Origin of the sequence: Pseudomonas sp. BNK-7 (genome assembly GCF_048072025.1) — a bacterium.
GTDB lineage: Bacteria > Pseudomonadota > Gammaproteobacteria > Pseudomonadales > Pseudomonadaceae > Aquipseudomonas > Aquipseudomonas danubii.
In genome coordinates this window covers 3,969,484-3,986,554 of record NZ_CP182252.1, presented here as the reverse complement: position 1 = coordinate 3,986,554, position 17,071 = coordinate 3,969,484, and the positions used below count along the sequence as shown (strand labels likewise).

17 protein-coding genes and 1 pseudogene are annotated in these 17,071 nt (G+C 65.1%); 9 read left to right on the top strand and 9 right to left on the bottom strand.

The features are described from left to right. Positions 1–77: 77 nt before the first annotated feature. The 4 genes from ACMGF8_RS18590 to ACMGF8_RS18575 all read right to left on the bottom strand — a co-directional run bounded on the left by ACMGF8_RS18590 (position 78) and on the right by ACMGF8_RS18575 (position 3,925). A complete protein-coding gene (locus ACMGF8_RS18590) occupies positions 78–1,481 on the bottom strand; it encodes an LLM class flavin-dependent oxidoreductase (RefSeq protein ID WP_250330758.1) in 1,404 nt (467 codons plus the stop codon). Beyond that, positions 1,481–1,945, bottom strand: a complete 465-nt coding sequence (locus tag ACMGF8_RS18585; protein WP_115582278.1) for an acyl-CoA dehydrogenase family protein — start codon at positions 1,943–1,945, stop codon at positions 1,481–1,483. Before ACMGF8_RS18585 ends, ACMGF8_RS18590 begins: the two co-directional genes overlap by 1 nt. 12 nt (positions 1,946–1,957) lie before the next feature. Beyond that, on the bottom strand, positions 1,958–3,160 hold the full coding sequence (locus ACMGF8_RS18580) for an SfnB family sulfur acquisition oxidoreductase (protein ID WP_416756936.1): 1,203 nt from the start codon (positions 3,158–3,160) through the stop codon (positions 1,958–1,960). Between the two features lie 201 nt (positions 3,161–3,361). Beyond that, entirely contained in the window at positions 3,362–3,925 is a 564-nt protein-coding gene (locus tag ACMGF8_RS18575) for a helix-turn-helix domain-containing protein (protein WP_102864469.1), read from the bottom strand. On the opposite strand from ACMGF8_RS18575, the pseudogene ACMGF8_RS18570 reads away from it, so the two are divergent. Then, positions 3,920–4,934, top strand: a pseudogene (locus tag ACMGF8_RS18570) (DMT family transporter). The gene ACMGF8_RS18575 and the pseudogene ACMGF8_RS18570 overlap by 6 nt on opposite strands. A 56-nt stretch (positions 4,935–4,990) precedes the next feature. On the opposite strand, the gene ACMGF8_RS18565 reads toward ACMGF8_RS18570, so the two are convergent. Next, positions 4,991–5,350, bottom strand: a complete 360-nt coding sequence (locus tag ACMGF8_RS18565; RefSeq protein WP_250330756.1) for a hypothetical protein — start codon at positions 5,348–5,350, stop codon at positions 4,991–4,993. A 205-nt stretch (positions 5,351–5,555) separates the two neighbouring features. Here ACMGF8_RS18565 and ACMGF8_RS18560 point away from each other — a divergent pair, with 205 nt between their 5' ends. From ACMGF8_RS18560 to ACMGF8_RS18535, 6 genes are read left to right on the top strand one after another with little or no spacing between them, the layout of a single operon-like run. Continuing rightward, complete coding sequence (locus ACMGF8_RS18560; protein WP_102864466.1) at positions 5,556–8,474, top strand: monovalent cation/H+ antiporter subunit A; 2,919 nt, start codon at positions 5,556–5,558, stop codon at positions 8,472–8,474. After that, complete coding sequence (locus tag ACMGF8_RS18555; RefSeq protein WP_011060906.1) at positions 8,474–8,818, top strand: Na+/H+ antiporter subunit C; 345 nt, start codon at positions 8,474–8,476, stop codon at positions 8,816–8,818. Before ACMGF8_RS18560 ends, ACMGF8_RS18555 begins: the two co-directional genes overlap by 1 nt. Next, the gene (locus ACMGF8_RS18550) at positions 8,815–10,503 is read left to right on the top strand and encodes a monovalent cation/H+ antiporter subunit D (protein ID WP_102864465.1); all 1,689 of its coding nucleotides are present in this window, start codon (positions 8,815–8,817) and stop codon (positions 10,501–10,503) included. The genes ACMGF8_RS18555 and ACMGF8_RS18550 overlap by 4 nt, the downstream gene beginning before the upstream one ends. Next, complete coding sequence (locus ACMGF8_RS18545) at positions 10,500–10,988, top strand: Na+/H+ antiporter subunit E (protein ID WP_102864464.1); 489 nt, start codon at positions 10,500–10,502, stop codon at positions 10,986–10,988. Before ACMGF8_RS18550 ends, ACMGF8_RS18545 begins: the two co-directional genes overlap by 4 nt. Continuing rightward, positions 10,985–11,263: a K+/H+ antiporter subunit F gene (locus tag ACMGF8_RS18540; RefSeq protein ID WP_016962858.1), complete on the top strand. Its 279-nt coding sequence runs from the start codon at positions 10,985–10,987 to the stop codon at positions 11,261–11,263. The genes ACMGF8_RS18545 and ACMGF8_RS18540 overlap by 4 nt, the downstream gene beginning before the upstream one ends. After that, positions 11,260–11,628: a Na+/H+ antiporter subunit G gene (locus ACMGF8_RS18535; protein ID WP_102864463.1), complete on the top strand. Its 369-nt coding sequence runs from the start codon at positions 11,260–11,262 to the stop codon at positions 11,626–11,628. Before ACMGF8_RS18540 ends, ACMGF8_RS18535 begins: the two co-directional genes overlap by 4 nt. Before the next feature lie 128 nt (positions 11,629–11,756). Here the strand turns inward: ACMGF8_RS18535 and ACMGF8_RS18530 are convergent, their stop codons facing one another. Continuing rightward, complete coding sequence (locus tag ACMGF8_RS18530) at positions 11,757–12,194, bottom strand: DUF3995 domain-containing protein (RefSeq protein ID WP_102864462.1); 438 nt, start codon at positions 12,192–12,194, stop codon at positions 11,757–11,759. A 96-nt stretch (positions 12,195–12,290) separates the two neighbouring features. Between ACMGF8_RS18530 and ACMGF8_RS18525 the strand changes: the two genes are divergently transcribed. Both ACMGF8_RS18525 and ACMGF8_RS18520 read left to right on the top strand, forming a co-directional pair. After that, positions 12,291–12,677 (top strand): DUF2946 domain-containing protein, encoded by a 387-nt coding sequence (locus ACMGF8_RS18525; protein ID WP_180988600.1) that lies wholly within the window; start codon positions 12,291–12,293, stop codon positions 12,675–12,677. A gap of 87 nt (positions 12,678–12,764) precedes the next feature. Beyond that, on the top strand, positions 12,765–14,900 hold the full coding sequence (locus ACMGF8_RS18520) for a TonB-dependent receptor (protein ID WP_416756935.1): 2,136 nt from the start codon (positions 12,765–12,767) through the stop codon (positions 14,898–14,900). 145 nt (positions 14,901–15,045) lie between these two features. On the opposite strand, the gene ACMGF8_RS18515 is transcribed toward ACMGF8_RS18520, so the two are convergent. The 3 genes from ACMGF8_RS18515 to ACMGF8_RS18505 all read right to left on the bottom strand — a co-directional run bounded on the left by ACMGF8_RS18515 (position 15,046) and on the right by ACMGF8_RS18505 (position 16,866). Beyond that, the gene (locus ACMGF8_RS18515; RefSeq protein WP_115582271.1) at positions 15,046–16,059 is read right to left on the bottom strand and encodes an ABC transporter substrate-binding protein; all 1,014 of its coding nucleotides are present in this window, start codon (positions 16,057–16,059) and stop codon (positions 15,046–15,048) included. A 133-nt stretch (positions 16,060–16,192) separates the two neighbouring features. Then, a complete protein-coding gene (locus ACMGF8_RS18510; protein WP_102864458.1) occupies positions 16,193–16,396 on the bottom strand; it encodes a hypothetical protein in 204 nt (67 codons plus the stop codon). Next, complete coding sequence (locus ACMGF8_RS18505) at positions 16,396–16,866, bottom strand: hypothetical protein (RefSeq protein WP_102864457.1); 471 nt, start codon at positions 16,864–16,866, stop codon at positions 16,396–16,398. Before ACMGF8_RS18505 ends, ACMGF8_RS18510 begins: the two co-directional genes overlap by 1 nt. Between the last annotated feature and the right edge of the window lie 205 nt (positions 16,867–17,071).

Here is a 17,071-nt window from a genome sequence, read left to right as displayed (position 1 = left end):
CCGGCGAAGGCGTTGCTGAATCCGACGCCTGTCTTGCGGGCCCTTTCGCTGGCGAGCCAGCTCCTACAGGGGTTGGGTCAGGCGCGGGCGCGTTGCGCGAGTGTTTGGCGTTGCTCGCCCAGGTTGCGCCAGGCGTTGCCCGGGTGGCTTTCGGGCAGGCGCGGGCCGGCGCCGAAGAGTTTTTCCCGCAGGGTGCCGGGGGCGTATTCGGTCTTGTACACCCCGCGTTTCTGCAGTTCCGGGACCAGCAGCTCAACCGCGTCGATAAAGGTTTCGTGGGTCAGGGCGTAGGCCAGGTTGAAGCCGTCAACATCGGTCTCTTCCACCCACTCCTGGAGCAGGTCGGCCACGGTTTCCGGGCTGCCGACGAACAACGGGCCAAAGCCGCCGATGCCGACCCAGTCGGCCAGTTCGTGGGGGGTCCAGACCTTGTTCGGGTCCGCCGTGGAGAAGGCTTCCACCGCCGACTGGATGGCATTGGTGTGCACGTGCTTGAGGGGCTCGTCGGGCTTGAAGCGGCTGAAGTCGATGCCGGTCCAGCCGGAAATCAGCGCCATGGCGCCCTCATAGCTGACCCAGGACTTGTATTCCTCGAACTTGGCCTTGGCCAGGGCATCGGTCTCGCCGAGGATCACCGTCTGCAGGTTGAAGATCAGGATCTTCGACGGGTCGCGCCCGGCTTCGGCCGCGCGGCGGCGGATGTCGGCCACGGTCTTTTTCAGCAGCACCTTGGACGGCGCGGCAACGAACACGCATTCGGCGTGCTCGGCGGCGAACTGCTTGCCGCGGCTGGACGCCCCGGCCTGGTACAGCACCGGAGTGCGTTGCGGTGACGGCTCGCACAGGTGAATCCCCGGCACCTGGAAGTGTTTGCCCGCATGGCGGATCTCGTGGATCTTGCTCGGGTCGCTGAAGATCCGCCGCTCGCGGTCACGCAGCACCGCCCCCTCCTCCCAACTGCCTTCCCAGAGCTTGTAGCAGACCTCCAGGTATTCCTCGGCGTAGTCGTAGCGCGCATCGTGTTCGGTCTGGGCCTGCTGACCGATGTTCTTCGCCCCGCTCTCCAGGTAGGAGGTGACGATGTTCCAGCCGGCACGGCCCTTCGTCAGGTGATCGAGGGTCGACAGGCGCCGGGCGAAGGGATACGGGTGCTCGAACGACAGCGACGCGGTGAGGCCGAAGCCCAGGTGTTCGGTGACCAGGGCCATGGGCGGAATCAATTGCAGCGGATCGTTCACCGGCACCTGGGCCGCCTGGCGGATCGCCGCCTCGCCATTGCCGTTGTAGACGTCGTAGATGCCCAGCACATCGGCGATGAACAGCCCGTCGAACTTGCCCTTCTCAAGGATGCGCGCCAGGTCGGTCCAGTACTCCAGGTCCTTGTACTGCCAGGAACGGTCCCGAGGATGGGCCCAGAGTCCCGGTGACTGGTGGCCGACACAGTTCATGTCGAAGGCATTGAGGCGAATTTCACGGGACATCACACAGCACTCCTGAAACCTTGGGGCAGCACGCCATTGAGGCGGTAGTTGCCGATCAGTTGATACTTCCAGCGCAGCGGGTCATCCAGGCTCTGCGGCTGCGGGCTGCGCTGGCCGGTGAGTTCGAATTCGGCGTTGCCGGCCGCCGCCAGGGCTTCGGCGGCGGCAATCGCCGCCTCGGCCAGGGCGATGGCGATCTCGGCCGGGTCCTTGCCCTCTTGCAGCCGGTACTGGGCCCGCTCCTGCAGGGCGGCGGCCACTTCGATGCGGATCTGCAGATCGCCAAAGCGGCTGATCACATACGGGTCGTCGCTGGCCTTGCTCAGGCCGCTGCCGGACCAGGGCCGGGCCTGCTGGCGAACGAATTCCAGGGTCCGCTGCAACAGGTCGCGGGCCCGTTGCAGCTGCTCGCCGCTGGCGGCCAGGGCAGCCTGGGGGCTGTCGGGTTGGGTCAATGCGTTCATGGCGGTGTCCTTTCAGTTCCAGGCGTGACGAGGTGGCTTGACGCCGTTGAGCAGGAAGTTGCCGATCAGGTGGTACTTCCAGCGGGCCGGGTCGTGCAGGGTGTGGGTGCGGGCGTTGCGCCAGTGGCGGTCGAGGTTGTACTTGGCCGACACCGAGCGGGTGCCGGCCAGTTCGAACAGCTTGCTGGCGGCGAGCAAGGCGCTTTCTGCCGACAGCACCTTGGCCTGGGCCACCACCAGGGAGGCCTGGGCGACGCTGTCTTCGCTGGGGCTGGCGAGGGCCTGGTCGACCGCCTCGGCGGCCTTGACCAGGATCGCCTCGGTGCCGTGCACCCGCCATTCCAGGTCACCGATGGCGGCCTGGGTAAAAGGGTCCTGCCAGCCGTGATCCAGGCCACTGTCGATCCACGGCCGGGACTGCCGGGCGTAATGCTTGGCGTCTTCCAGGGCGGCGACGGCGATACCGGTGTCCACCGCGGCCTGGATGATCTGCGAGATCGGGCCGTCGGCGGTGGGTTGGTCAAAGGCCCGGTGGGCCGGGATCACCGCGCTGCGTGGCACCTGCACCGCCTTGAGGCTGACCCCGCCGCTGGCGGTGGTGCGCTGGCCGAAGCCGTCCCAGCTGTCGATCACCGTGAGGCCGGGGTTGTCGCGCTCGATAAAGGCGATGTGGGCCTGGCTGTGCTCATCCACCGCCACCGTCGGCACGATGTGGGCAAACAAGGCGCCGGTGCAGTAGAACTTCTCGCCGTCGATCTGCGCCTGCTCGCCGGTAAAGCGGATCTGGGTTTCAAAGGCGCCGACATGCTTGCTGCCGGCTTCGGAAAAGGCATTGCCAAAGCGGTAGCCCTGCAACACCTTGGCGAAGTAGTGCTGTTTCTGCTCTTCGCTGGCGGTCTGCAACAGGATGTCCACCACTCCGAGGTGGTTCTGCGGCAACTGGCCCAGGGACGGATCGGCGGCGGAGATGAGCTTGATCACCTCGGCCAGGGTCACGTAGGACACCCCGGCGCCGCCGTAGGCCTGGGGAATGGTGATGCCCCACAGGCCGCTGGCAGAGAACTCGTCGAGTTCCGCCACCGGCAGGCGCCGTTCGCGGTCGCGTACCGCGGCCTCCACGGCAAAGCGCTGGGCCAGGGCCTGGGCCACGCTGATGGCCTCAGCATCGCTGCGGATCAGGTGGGCACTGGGTGAGGGTTGGGCTGGGGCTGTCATGGGCCGACTCCACGTCCTGAAGATCAAGATAAACACCGCTCGGGTGCTCGCTATCAGGACAATTGCAGGAGTCGTGCCTAAATATAAAATCCTTTTATTTCAACAGCTTGAAGATTACTCCGGAGAAAAGGCATCAACTGAAAACAGGCAGAATGTTCAACCGCTGTTGACTGGCCAACAGTGGCCGGCACGCCTGGGCAATCAGTACACCACGTTGCGCACGAAGCGCGTGGCCTGGGCGCCGTCATTGCGATAGCCGTGAGGCACATGACTGGCGAACATGAAGAAATCACCGCTTTCCAGGCGCCGCTCGGCGTCGCCGAAGAACAGCGTCAGGCAGCCCTCGACGACATAGATCTGCTCGCTCCAGCCGACGGTGTCGCACTCCGAGTGATAGACCTCGCCAGGCTCGAGCTGCCACTCCCAGAGTTCCACTTCACGGCTGGCCTCGGCCTTGGCCAGGAGCAGCGCCTTGCTCCCGGGGATGACGCCGGCCCAGGCCAGCTCGTTGATACGGCTCGGGTCTCGGGCATCCGGGGCCTGGATCAGGTCGCTGAACGCCACGTTCAAGGCCTCGGCCACTCGGTCCAGGGTGCCGAGGCTGACGTTCTTCTCCCCGGCCTCGATGGCCACCAGCATCCGCCGGCTGACGGCGGATTTTTCTGCCAGGGCGCTCTGGCTCAAGCCTGCGGCATGGCGCAGGCGTCGCACGTTAAGGCTGACATGTTGCAGGACCGAAGCCCGTTGGACGTTATCTTTGTGCACTATATTGCTCGCTCTGCGGGCCTGCGCAGTATACTGCCCAGCTTCCGGCGCATTGTGCGTCCCCCCTCAGGTAGCACGCAAGGCCATGACTTCAACGCCCTCCCGCGCAATGCGCTTCCCACTCAGCAGGGCCGAAGCGGTGCTGGTGCTGATCACCATGATCTGGGGCGGCACCTTCCTGCTGGTGCAGAAGGCCATGAGCGTCAGCGGACCGATGTTTTTCGTCGGCCTGCGCTTTGCCGCGGCGGCGTGCATCGTCGCCCTGTTTTCACTGCGCCACCTGCGCGGGCTGACCCTGCTCGAACTGCGTGCCGGAACCTTTATCGGCAGCGCCATCATGCTCGGCTACGGCTTGCAGACGGTGGGCCTGCAAAGCATTCCCAGCAGCCAGTCGGCGTTTATCACCGCCCTCTATGTACCCTTCGTTCCCCTGCTGCAATGGCTGTTCATGGGCAAGCGTCCGGGGCTGCTGCCAAGCATCGGCATCATGCTGGCGTTTACCGGGTTGATGCTGCTGTCCGGCCCCAATGGCGCGTCGCTGGATTTCAGCCCTGGGGAGATCGCCACCCTGATCAGCACCGTGGCGATTGCCGCGGAAATCATTCTGATCAGCAGCTTCGCCGGGCAGGTGGATGTGCGCCGGGTCACGGTGGTGCAACTGGCGGTCACCTCACTGCTGGCCTTTGCCATGGTGCTGCCGACCGGCGAGGCGCTGCCGGAGTTTTCCTGGCTGCTGCTGGCCAGCGCCCTGGGGCTGGGGGCGGCCAGCGCGGCGATCCAGGTGGCGATGAACTGGGCGCAGAAAAGCGTCTCGCCGACCCGCGCCACCCTGATCTATGCCGGTGAGCCGGTGTGGGCCGGGATTGTCGGGCGGATCGCCGGGGAACGTTTGCCGGGGCTGGCGCTGCTGGGGGGCGCCTTGATCGTGCTGGCGGTGATCATCAGCGAATGGAAGCCCAAGGGCCGGGCCACGCCGGCATTGACCGACCAGACAGCGGACGGTGTGTAGGAGCCGGCTTGCCGGCGAAAGCGATCCGGCAGGTTCCCTCGCTGGCAAGCCAGCGCCTAGAGCGCGGGGTCGCCGGGGGCGTAGAGCCAGGTCGGGGCGGTCAGCGAACCGCGGTGCTTGGGCTCAAGCCGTACCGGGTCATGCTCGGGCGTACCGTGGAAGTAGAAATAGGCGTGGTAGAGCGCATGACCCTCGGCCAGCGCGCGGTCGAAGTAAAGCACCGTGCCCGGCGGCAGCCGGTAGCTGGACTCATCACCCAACGGCCCTTCGATGATCAGCGCCTGGCGGGTCTGGAGCATGTCGGGACGCTCGAGATAATGCTCCAGGCCAATGCCCAGCGCCGCGCCGAAGGCGGTGAACAGTAAAGCGAAACATCCGCGTCGAATCATCCGGCCCATGGCCGATCCTTTAATCATGTGCACCCTTGTCGATCCTTGTGGTGTTTTGACCTGGGCAGGACCTTGGCCCTACAGCGCCCGGTGAACGGGCGCATCAGGCATTTGTCTCCTACCTTTGAAAGCGTATGTAACATTTCTTTGGGGGGCCGGGCCGCGCATGGCGGTTGGTGATCCAGGGCCTGGCACGTATTATGCGTCATACTTTTCCGCAGATTAGAAGCCTATGTCCCTGATAGTTCTACTGCTTCTGCCATTCATAGGCAGCTGTCTGGCGGCCGTGCTGCCGCACAACGCACGTAACACCGAATCCCTGCTGGCCGGCTTGGTGGCACTCATTGGCACCGTCCAGGTGGCTTTGCTGTACCCGCAGATCGCCGATGGCGGAATTATCCGCGAGGAATATACCTGGCTGCCGAGCCTGGGCCTGAACTTCGTGCTGCGCCTGGACGGCTTCGCCTGGCTGTTCTCATTGCTGGTGCTGGGTATCGGCAGTCTGGTGGCGCTCTACGCGCGTTACTACATGTCGCCGCAAGACCCGGTGCCGCGCTTCTTCGCCTTCTTCCTGGCGTTCATGGGGGCCATGCTGGGCCTGGTGATTTCCGGCAACCTGATCCAGATGGTGTTCTTCTGGGAGCTCACCAGCCTCTTCTCCTTCTTGCTGATCGGCTATTGGCATCACCGCTCCGACGCCCGCCGTGGCGCCTACATGGCGCTGATGGTCACCGGCGCCGGGGGCTTGTGCCTGCTGGCGGGGGTCATGCTGCTCGGCCATGTGGTCGGCAGCTACGACCTGGATCAGGTGCTAGCTGCCGGAGACAAGATCCGCGCCCATGCGCTCTACCCGATCCTGTTGCCATTGATCCTGCTGGGCGCCCTGAGCAAGAGCGCGCAGTTCCCCTTCCACTTCTGGCTCCCCCACGCCATGGCCGCGCCGACGCCGGTCTCGGCCTACCTGCACTCGGCGACCATGGTCAAGGCCGGGGTGTTTCTCCTGGCCCGCCTGTGGCCGTCGCTGTCCGGTACGCAAGAATGGTTCTACATCGTCAGCGGCGCCGGGGCCTGCACCCTGGTGCTGGGCGCTTACTGCGCGATGTTCCAGAACGACCTCAAGGGCCTGCTGGCCTACTCCACCATCAGCCACCTGGGGCTGATCACCCTGCTGCTGGGCCTGAACAGCCCGCTGGCGGCGGTGGCGGCGGTGTTCCACATTCTCAACCACGCCACCTTCAAGGCGTCGCTGTTCATGGCCGCCGGGATCATCGACCACGAGAGCGGCAGCCGCGATATCCGCAAGCTCAACGGCCTGATCAAGCTGATGCCCTACACCGCGACCCTGGCCATGGTCGCCAGTGCCTCGATGGCCGGGGTGCCGCTGCTCAACGGCTTCCTGTCCAAGGAGATGTTCTTCGCCGAGACGGTGTTCATCAATTCCAGCGCCTGGGTGGAAATCGCCCTGCCGGTGATCGCCACCATCGCCGGGACCTTCAGCGTCGCCTACGCCCTGCGCTTTACCGTGGATGTGTTCCTCGGCGAACCGGCCACCGACCTGCCGCACACGCCCCACGAGCCGCCACGCTGGATGCGTGCGCCGGTTGAACTGCTGGTGTTCACCTGCCTGCTGGTGGGGATCTTCCCGGCGCAGATCATTGGTCCATTGCTGGCCGCCGCCGCACGGCCGGTGGTGGGCGGCACCCTGCCCGAGTACAGCCTGGCCATCTGGCACGGCCTCAATGCGCCGATGATCATGAGCCTGATCGCCATGTCCTGCGGCATCGTGCTTTACCTGCTGCTGCACAAACCGCTGGTGGCCGGGCGTTTTGCCTACCCGCCGGGAGTGGGCCGACTCAACGGCAAGCTGCTGTTCGAGCGCAGCCTGGTGGGCATGACCCGCCTGGCCCGGCGTCTGGAGCGGCGGCTGAGCACCAAGCGCCTGCAGACCCAGCTGTTTCTGCTGATTCTGGCGGCGGTGATCACCGGCCTGATTCCCATGCTCTACAGCCAGCTGACCTGGGGCGACCGGCCGAAGATCCCCGGTTCCATCGTCTTCGTGACCTTCTGGCTGCTGGCCATTGCCTGCGCCCTGGGCGCCGCCTGGCAGGCCAAGTATCACCGGCTGGCGGCCCTGACCATGGTCAGCGTCTGCGGGCTGATGACCTGCGTGACCTTCGTCTGGTTCTCCGCGCCGGACCTGGCCCTGACCCAGCTGGTGGTGGAGGTGGTGACCACGGTGCTGATCCTCCTCGGCCTGCGCTGGCTGCCACGGCGGATCGAGGATGTCTCGCCGCTGCCCAGCAGCGTGCCCAAGGCGCGCATCCGCCGCCTGCGCGACCTGAGCCTGTCGATCGCCGTCGGCCTGGGCATGGCGGTGCTGTCCTACGCCATGCTGACCCGCCCCACACCCAACGATATTTCCTCGTTCTACCTCAGCCGTGCCTTGCCTGAAGGCGGCGGCACCAACGTGGTCAACGTGACTCTGGTGGACTTCCGCAGCTTCGACACCCTGGGCGAAATCACCGTGCTGGCAGCCGTGGCCCTGACCGTGTTCGCCCTGCTGCGTCGCTTCCGCCCGCCCAAGGAGAGCATGCAGTTGCCGGCGCAACAGCGCCTGCTGGCCCCGGACGTGGTCACCGATCTGGTCAACCCGCGCCAGGCCAGCGACACCGCCCTGGGCTTCATGATGGTGCCGGCGGTGCTGGTGCGCCTGCTGCTGCCGATTGCCCTGGTGGTGTCCTTCTACCTGTTCATGCGCGGGCACAACCTGCCAGGCGGCGGTTTCGTCGCCGGGCTGGTGATGTCGGTGGCCTTCATCCTCCAGTACATGGTGGCCGGCACCCAGTGGGTCGAGGCCCAGATGAGCCTGCGACCGCTGCGCTGGATGGGCACCGGATTGCTGTTCGCCCTGGCCACCGGCCTCGGCGCCCTGGCCTGGGGCTACCCGTTCCTCACCACCCACACGGTGCATGTGGACCTGCCGCTGTTCGGTGATATCCATATCGCCAGCGCCTTGTTCTTCGACATCGGCGTGTACGCGGTGGTGCTGGGCGCGACCCTGCTGATCCTCACCGCCCTGGCGCACCAGTCGGTGCGGGCCCACAAGCCGGCCAGCCAGTCCAAATCCCTGATCAAGAGCGGAGCCGCCTGATGGAAGAAGTCATCGCAATCGCCATTGGGGTCCTCGCCGCTTCCGGAGTCTGGCTGGTCCTGCGCCCGCGGACCTTCCAGGTGGTGATGGGCCTGTGCCTGCTGTCCTACGCGGTCAACCTGTTCATCTTCAGCATGGGCAGCCTGTTCATCGGCAAGGAACCCATCGTCAAGGACGGCGTGCCCCAGGACCTGCTGCACTACACCGACCCGTTGCCCCAGGCCCTGGTGCTCACCGCCATCGTCATCAGCTTCGCCATGACCGCGCTGTTTCTGGTGGTGCTCCTGGCGTCCCGGGGCCTGACCGGCACTGACCACGTCGACGGCCGGGAGCCCAAGGAATGAGTTCGTTGTCCCACCTGATCGTCGCCCCCATCCTCCTGCCGCTGCTGACGGCGGCCATCATGTTGCTGCTGGGGGAGAAACACCGCCCGCTCAAGGCGCGGATCAACCTGTTCTCCAGCCTGCTGGGGCTGGCCCTGGCGGCGTACCTGCTGTACTGGACCCAGGTCCAGGGCGCCACCGGTTCCTTCGGCGTGTACCTGCCGAGCAACTGGCAGGTGCCCTTCGGCATCGTGCTGGTGGTGGATCGCCTGTCGGCACTGATGATGGTGCTCACCGGAATCATCGGGGTCAGCGCACTGCTGTTCGCCATGGCCCGCTGGGACGGCGCCGGGGCCAGCTTCCATGCGCTGTTCCAGATCCAGCTGATGGGCCTGTACGGCGCCTTCCTCACCGCCGACCTATTTAACCTGTTCGTGTTCTTCGAGGTGCTGCTGGCAGCCTCCTACGGCCTGATGCTGCACGGTTCGGGACGGGCGCGGGTGTCGTCGGGACTGCACTACATCACCATCAACCTGCTGGCTTCGTCGCTGTTCCTGATCGGCACGGCAATGATCTACGGGGTCACCGGGACCCTGAACATGGCCGACCTGGCGATGAAGATCCCCCTGGTGCCGGAAGCCGACCGCGGCCTGCTGCACGCCGGCACGGCGATCCTGGCCATCGCCTTCCTGGCCAAGGCCGGGATGTGGCCGCTGAACTTCTGGCTGGTGCCGGCCTATTCCTCGGCCAGCGCACCGGTGGCGGCGCTGTTCGCCATCATGACCAAGGTCGGGATCTACACCGTGCTGCGCCTGTGGACCCTGCTGTTCTCCGGGCAGGCCGGGGCCTCGGCCTACTTCGGCAACCAGTGGCTGATCTACGGCGGCCTGGCGACGATCTTCTGCGCCGCCCTGGCGATTCTTCCGGCCCAGCGCCTGGAGCGCATGGCCAGCCTGAGCATCCTGGTGTCGGCGGGAATCCTGATCGCGGTGATCGGCTTCGCCCAGCCGGCGCTCACCGGCGCGGCGCTGTTCTACCTGTTCAGCTCGACCCTGGCGCTGTGCGCGCTGTTCCTCCTGGCGGAGTTGATCGAGCGCTCGCGCTCGGCGGTGGAAGTGCCTCTGGAAGACGAAGGCGAAATCCTCCCGAGGCCCATGGAAACCCTTCCCCCGCCCCGGGGCAGCAACCTCGACGACGAACAGCAAGTGGTGGTCGGCCAGGTGATTCCCTGGACCATGGCCTTCCTCGGCCTGAGCTTCATTGCCTGCGCCCTGCTGATCATCGGCATGCCGCCGCTGTCGGGCTTTATCGGCAAGCTCAACCTGATCGCCGCCCTGCTCAACCCGACGGGCCTGGGAACCAGCAGCGACACGCCGATCCCGCTGGCGGGCTGGATTTTCCTGGTGCTGCTGATCCTCTCCGGCCTGGCCTCGCTGATCGCCTTTGCGCGCCTGGGCATCCAGCGTTTCTGGAGCCCGGAGGAGCGACCTTCACCGGTGTTGCGGCGTCTGGAATGCGTGCCGATCGTGGCGTTGCTGGGGCTCTGCGTGCTGCTCAGCTTCAAGGCCGAGCCGCTGCTGCGCTTCACCCAGGCCACCGCCGACAGCCTCAATCATCCGGAGCACTATGTGATGGCGGTACTGGGCACCCGCACCGTGCTCAGCCCTGAGTCCAAGGCCACCCAGGCGGCGGAGGTGCAACCATGAAGCGTCTGTTCCCCGCTCCCTTCCTGTCCCTGGCGCTGTGGCTGCTGTGGCTGGTGCTGAACCTGTCCATCAGCCCCGGCAATCTGCTGCTGGGGGCCATCCTGGGCTTTCTCGCACCGCTGCTGATGCGCCCGCTGCGGCCGTTGCCGATCCGCATCCGCCGCCCCGGCACCATCCTGCGGCTGTTGTTGCGGGTGGGCTGCGATGTGCTGGTCTCCAACCTGATCGTGGCCTGGGGCGTGCTCAACAACGGGCGCCGGCCGGTGCGCTCGGCCTTCGTCAAGATCCCCCTGGACCTGCGCGACGCCAACGGCCTGGCGGCGCTGTCCACCATCACCACGGTGGTGCCGGGCACGGTCTGGTCCGAGCTGTCCCTGGACCGCAGCATCCTCTTGCTGCACGTCTTCGATCTGCAGGACGAAGGGCAATTCATCCAGCACTTCAAGGCGACCTACGAGCGCCCGCTGATGGAGATTTTCGAATGAGCGTGCTGTTGACCAACGCGATCCTGCTGAGCCTGTTCCTGTTTTCCCTGGCCATGGTCCTGACCCTGGTGCGCCTGTTCAAGGGCCCCTCGGCCCAGGACCGGGTCCTGGCCCTGGACTACCTGTACATCCTGGCGATGCTGATGATGCTGGTGCTGGGCATCCGCTATGCCAGCGATACCTACTTCGAGGCGGCGCTGCTGATTGCCCTGTTCGGCTTTGTCGGCTCCTTCGCCCTGGCCAAATTCCTTCTGCGCGGCGAGGTGATCGAATGAACAGCCTGGAACAACTGCCCCTCTGGGTGGAGGTCCTGGTGGCCGTGCTGCTGGTGATCAGCAGCGTCTTCGCCCTGATCGGTGCCCTGGGCATCCTGCGCATGAAGAGCTACTTCCAGCGCATGCACCCGCCGGCCCTGGCCTCAACCATGGGTTCCTGGACCGTGGCCCTGGCCTCGATCCTGTATTTTTCAGCGCTCAAGTCCGGGCCGGTGCTGCATGCCTGGCTGATTCCGATCCTGCTGTCGATCACGGTGCCGGTGACCACCCTGCTGCTGGCCCGCGCGGCGTTGTTCCGCAAGCGCATGGCCGGTGACGATGTGCCGGCAGAGGTCAGCAGCAAACGCAACGAAAGCGGCAACTGAGCGCCCCCCCCCATGCAGGAGCCGGCTTGCCGGCGAAGAGGCCCGTGAGGCAGGTGCCAGGCGGGATCGCCTTCGCTGGCAAGCCAGTCTCTGCACACGCCAGCGCCGGCAGCGAGCGGGCTTGCCCTTCAGGCCCAGGCCAGCACCAGCAATCCGGCACCCAGTACCACGCACAGCGGGGAATAGAACAGGGTGTCGAGACGGGCGAACTTCGAGTCGCGCACTTGCTTGAAGAAGCCAACCAGCTCGGAGTCGCCAATGGCCCGGGCGAACATCAGCAAGGCAATGGCGCTGATCACCCATTGCAGGGACGGATGGGTCACGGTCGGAAGGTAGAGCCCAACCCGCAGGCAGACCAGCATCGCCACCAGTAACAGCCCCACCGCCACCAGCAAGGTGGCCAGGGCCGGAGGGTGAAAGGCAGGTTGGCTCTGCCCGGGAACCGGCCCCGGCACTTGGGGGATCACCGCATCGCTTCCACGCTTGCCTCCGGCGGCCCAGTACAGATGGATCAGGCTGATGAACAGAAAAGTGCCGGACATCCCCTGAGCGAGCAGAAGATTCATGTTCAGACGTCCTTGTAAAAAAGTCGTAAAGAGAATGGACTCGATTGCCGGTTTTTGTAAGTACGTTCGTCGCCTTCGATGATAAAGTGCCGCCCCATGAAATTGACCCGTTCCGATCGCTCGCTCGTTGCCTGGATGCTTTATTGCTGCGTCCTGTTCAACGTATTTGCCTGCAGCATCGGCCACGGGCAGATGCTCGGCATGCAGCTCAACGGCATCGGCGGGCAGTTCTGCAGCATCGATCCCAACACCCAAGCCCCCCTGCAACAGCCGACTGACCAGGACTCCCTGCCCACCCTGTCCAAGGCCTTCGGTTGCCCGCTGTGCTCCACCGGCGGCATGGGTCCGGCACTGAACTCCAGCGTCAGCCTGGCGCTGTTGCCCCAACCCCAGGCGCCGCCGCTGGCGCGTCAGCTTCAGACCCACCTCCCGGCCCGTTTCACCTGGCCCGCCGCCCATCCTCGGGCACCGCCCTACGCCTGACTCTTGCTCGTGCTCGACCCGCCCACTGCGCTGCTGCGCGGCGCGCTTTCGTGGGCCTTTTCCTAGTCAAGAATTCAGGATGCATGCATGAAACACCTTCCTTTACTGGCGAGCCTGCTGGCCTGCCTGTCCGTCAACGCCTGGGGCAAATCCGGCCTGGAGCTGGTCCCTACCACCGTTAACGCCGAAGAGGCAGACGTTGAACCCGGCCTGTCCCTGGAGCAGTCCAGCGGCATGGCCTCGCGTTTGGGCCTGAGCCTGCGGGAAACCCCGGCCTCGGTGGCGATAGCCAGCCGCCAGGACATCGAGCGCCGTGGCGCCCAGACCTTCCAGGACGCCGCCAACGCCCTGCCCGGGGTCAATGCCAGTGCACCACCGGGGTTCGGCGGCTTCATCTCCTACCGCGGCTTCACCAGCGGCCAGATCACCCAGATGTTCAACGGCATCAATGTCGCCACCGGCCTGGCACGGCCGGTGGACGCCTGGATCTATGAGCGGGTGGAACTGGTGGGCGGCCCCTCGTCGCTGATCAATGGCGCCGGCTCCGTGGGCGGCTCGCTGAACTACGTGACCAAGCTGGCGGACCGCCGCGAACAGGCGGCCGAGGGCCTGCTCAGCTACGGCAGCTACGACACCACGCAAACCGCTTTCGGGGTCAATCACGCCCTGAGCCCGGCGGGTGCCGAGGTGCAGCATTACGCACGCCTGGATGTCAGCCACAACACCAGCAACGGCTACATCGACCGCCAGGAGCGCGATGCCTGGAGCCTGGCCTTCTCCCTGCTCAGCGACTTGACCCCTGACCTGTCCCACACCCTGGCGGTGGAATACCAGGACGAGCACGAAGACAGCCCCTACTGGGGCACCCCGGTGCGCAACCCCAAGGCCGGCGAGCTGAAGATCGACAAGCACCAGCGCTTCAACAACTACAACGTCGCCGACGGCCTGTATGAACAGCGCACCGTGTGGCTGCGCTCGATCATCGATTACCGGATCAACCCCAGCACCAGCCTGCGCAACACCCTCTATCACCTGGACAGCCAGCGCGACTACCGCAACCTGGAGACCTACCAGTACAGCCCCGACAACAGCCGGGTGAACCGCTCCACCGCCTATCTGGTGCGGCACCAGGGCCAGCAGGACGGCAACCAGTTCGAACTGCGCCACGATGATCAACTGTTCGGCCTCGACACCACCTGGTCCGGGGGTTTTGAGTACAAGGTCAACAGCACCACCAACTCACCGTGGAACGTGCCGGCCAACAACAGCGTGGACCCCGGCAACTTCCAGCCGGGGTACTTCTACGACCTGAAGGGCACCCGCCAGGGCTGGGTCAAGGACAAGACCAACCAGGTCACCACCCGTGCCCTGTTCGTCGAGAACCGCCTGGCCCTGACCGACGAGCTTTCCCTGCTCAGCGGCCTGCGCTATGACGCCATCGACCTGGACGTGACCAACCACCGCGCGATCAGCGCCAGCAACCCTCGACATCTCAAGCGAAGCTGGGAACCGGTCACCGGACGCCTGGGGCTGACCTGGCAGTTCCTGCCCAGCGCCAACGTCTACGTGCAATACAGCACGGCCGCCGAACAGCCCAGCGGCACCCAGAACTTCGAGGTGTCCACCGGCAAGCAATGGGAAGTGGGCAGCAAGTTCGACTACCTGGACGGACGCGGCTCGGCGACCCTGGCGGCCTACCGCATCGAACGCAAGGACTTTGCCGTCACCGATCCCCTGGACCCGGCCAACAGCATTCCCGTGGGCCAGCAGACCTCCAGGGGCATCGAGCTGGCCAGTTCCCTGCGGGTCACCCCCAAGCTGCTGGCGGAAGCCAACTTCGCCTGGGTCGACGCCGAATATGACGCGTTCAACGAGAAGGTGGCCAGCGGCGCGGTGGTCTCGCGCAAGGGCAACACCCCGACCAACGTCCCCGAGCGGGTGGCCAACCTGTGGCTGACCTATGACCTGGCCCCGAGCTGGCAGACCGGCGTCGATGCGCGCTATGTGGCTTCGGTGTACGCCGACAACGCCAACACCCTGACGCTGCCGGCCTACACCCTGTACGGCAGCTTCCTGCGCTACCAGGTCGACAGCTACACCACCGTCACCGGCCGGGTACGCAACCTGACCAACGAGGTCTACGGCAAGTTCGCCCATGTCTCCCCGGCTTACTACCTGGGCACCCCGCGCACCTTCGAACTGGCGGTGCAGACCCGCTTCTGACCCGCCTTGGGGGCCTCTTCGCCGGCAAGCGGCGCATACGGGAAAATTGCGCGGTGTCAGGGCGAGCGTAGGAGCTGGCTTGCCAGCGAAGGCGTCGCCATGGACGGTGCAAGACCTGCGGGCCCTTTCGCCGGCAAGGCGGCTCCTACAACAGGGCGGCGGCGACTTTGGCGGCGACGTCCTGGGGCACCCAGTTGCGCCATAGATCAGGATGCTGCTTGAGGAAAGCCCGGGCCGCGTCACGGGGCGTGCTGTGGTTTTCGCTCATCTGCGCCAGGGCCTGGTTGAGGGGCTCGATGGGCAACTCGACCTGGCTGAAGAAGCTCACCAACTGCGGGTATTGCTTGTGGAATGGCGCAGACACGCCGATGGACAGTTTCGAGGCCAGGGAACGGCTCGGACGCGGGTTGGGGTTGCTGGCGTCGGTCAGGGTCTTCCAGGCCTCGGCATCAAAGGGCGGCTCTTGCAGCTGGACCAGTTTGAAGCGCCCCAGCAGCGGCGTCGGTGACCAGTAGTAGAACAGGATCGGTTTGCCCCGACGGATCGACGAGCTGATCTCCGCATCCAGCGCTGCGCCGGAGCCACTGCGGAAGTTCACGTAGCTGTCCTCCAGGCCATAGGCTTTGAGCTTCTGCTGGTTGACGATCTCCGAGGTCCAGCCAATCGGGCTGTTGAGGAAACGCCCCTTGGTCGGACTCTCCGGGTCCTTGAACACATCCTTGTAGCGCGCCAGGTCGGTGACGCTACGCAACTCCGGCGCCAGGGCCGCGATGCCCTTGGCGGGATCACCCTTGATCACGTACTCCGGCACCCACCAGCCTTCGGTAGCGCCCTTGACGGTGTCCCCCAGGGCCAGCACCTTGCCTTCGGCCTCGGCCTTGACCCACACCGGGCTGCGCCCCGCCCACTCTTCGCCAATCACCTGGATATCGTTGTTGGCCAGGGCGGTTTCCAGGGTGATGGTGGTGCCAGGCAGTGTATCGGTGGGCAGGCCATAACCCTTCTCGACCACGATCCGCAGGATCTCGGTGATCAGGCTGCCGCTCTCCCAGTTCAGGTCGGCGAAGTGAATCGGCGCGGAAGCCGCCGCCACCGGGGGCGCGTTCAAGGCGGCAAGGGCCAACAGGCTGCTGGCCAGCAGCGCTCGAATTCCTTTCATGGGTGCACCTCTCGGATCAGGACCAGGACCAAAGGGACACGCCACGCAAAGCTGCCAGGCCCCTGAAGCATTCAGTCAACTGACTGTAGTAGAGGTTCCATATTTTCAACCAGGGCGCGGCCCGGATCGACCATCAAGGGTCCGCCGGCTCCTGCAGCCGCTGCAACTCGCGGCGCACCATGCTGGCGTATGCCGCCGGGCGCAGGTGGTACAGCTGGCCGGCCACCCAGTTCAGCCAGGCGCCCTGCAAGCGCGCCTTCTCGGCGAACAGGCGTTGAGCTTCGTCACACGCGGCCTGCTGGTGTTGCTGGTGAAACTCGGCGCGGCTCTGGCTCATCACTCGCTGGCCTTGAAACTCACCAGTTCGCCCTTGCGGAATTTGGCCGCCTTGGCGCTGACCGCCTTGAGGGTCTTGCTCAAGCCTTCCTGCAATTGCTCGTTGGCGGCGAAGACCATCACCACCGAGTGACCTTCCTTGAACACAATCCCCTGCCCCAGGGGACTGCTGACAAAGGCATAGTCGCCCAGGCCGTATACCGTCAGCTTGATCTCGCGAAAGCGGATCTCCAGCTTGCCGCCTTCCCGGCTGGGCAGTACAGCAGCGCGAAAATGATCGCCCACCTTGAGCTCCAGCCGAGGCTTGTCGTCCACCACCAACGCGCTCTCGGTATCGATCTCGGCGATGTAGATGCCTTCGGCGGACTGTTCGGTGATGTAGACAAAACGAGATTGGAACTGCTTGACCAGCTTTGCGCGCAAATCACCCAAAACGAACAGCGCATGCATTTCAAGATTACTTACTGCCAAGGAACACTCCCCGATACTCAAAAGGGTGCCGTCCGAGGAAAAACGGACAGCACAAAAAACCGCCATGACGGCGTGATCACCCCAATCAGTTACCCCAAAAAAACACTCAAATGCAGCGGGTACTCCAGGCCACGGCGTTAACGCCGGCGCTGAGCTGCGGGCATTTCGCCGAAGCATCAGGCACAGGTCAAAGGCTGTAGGAGTA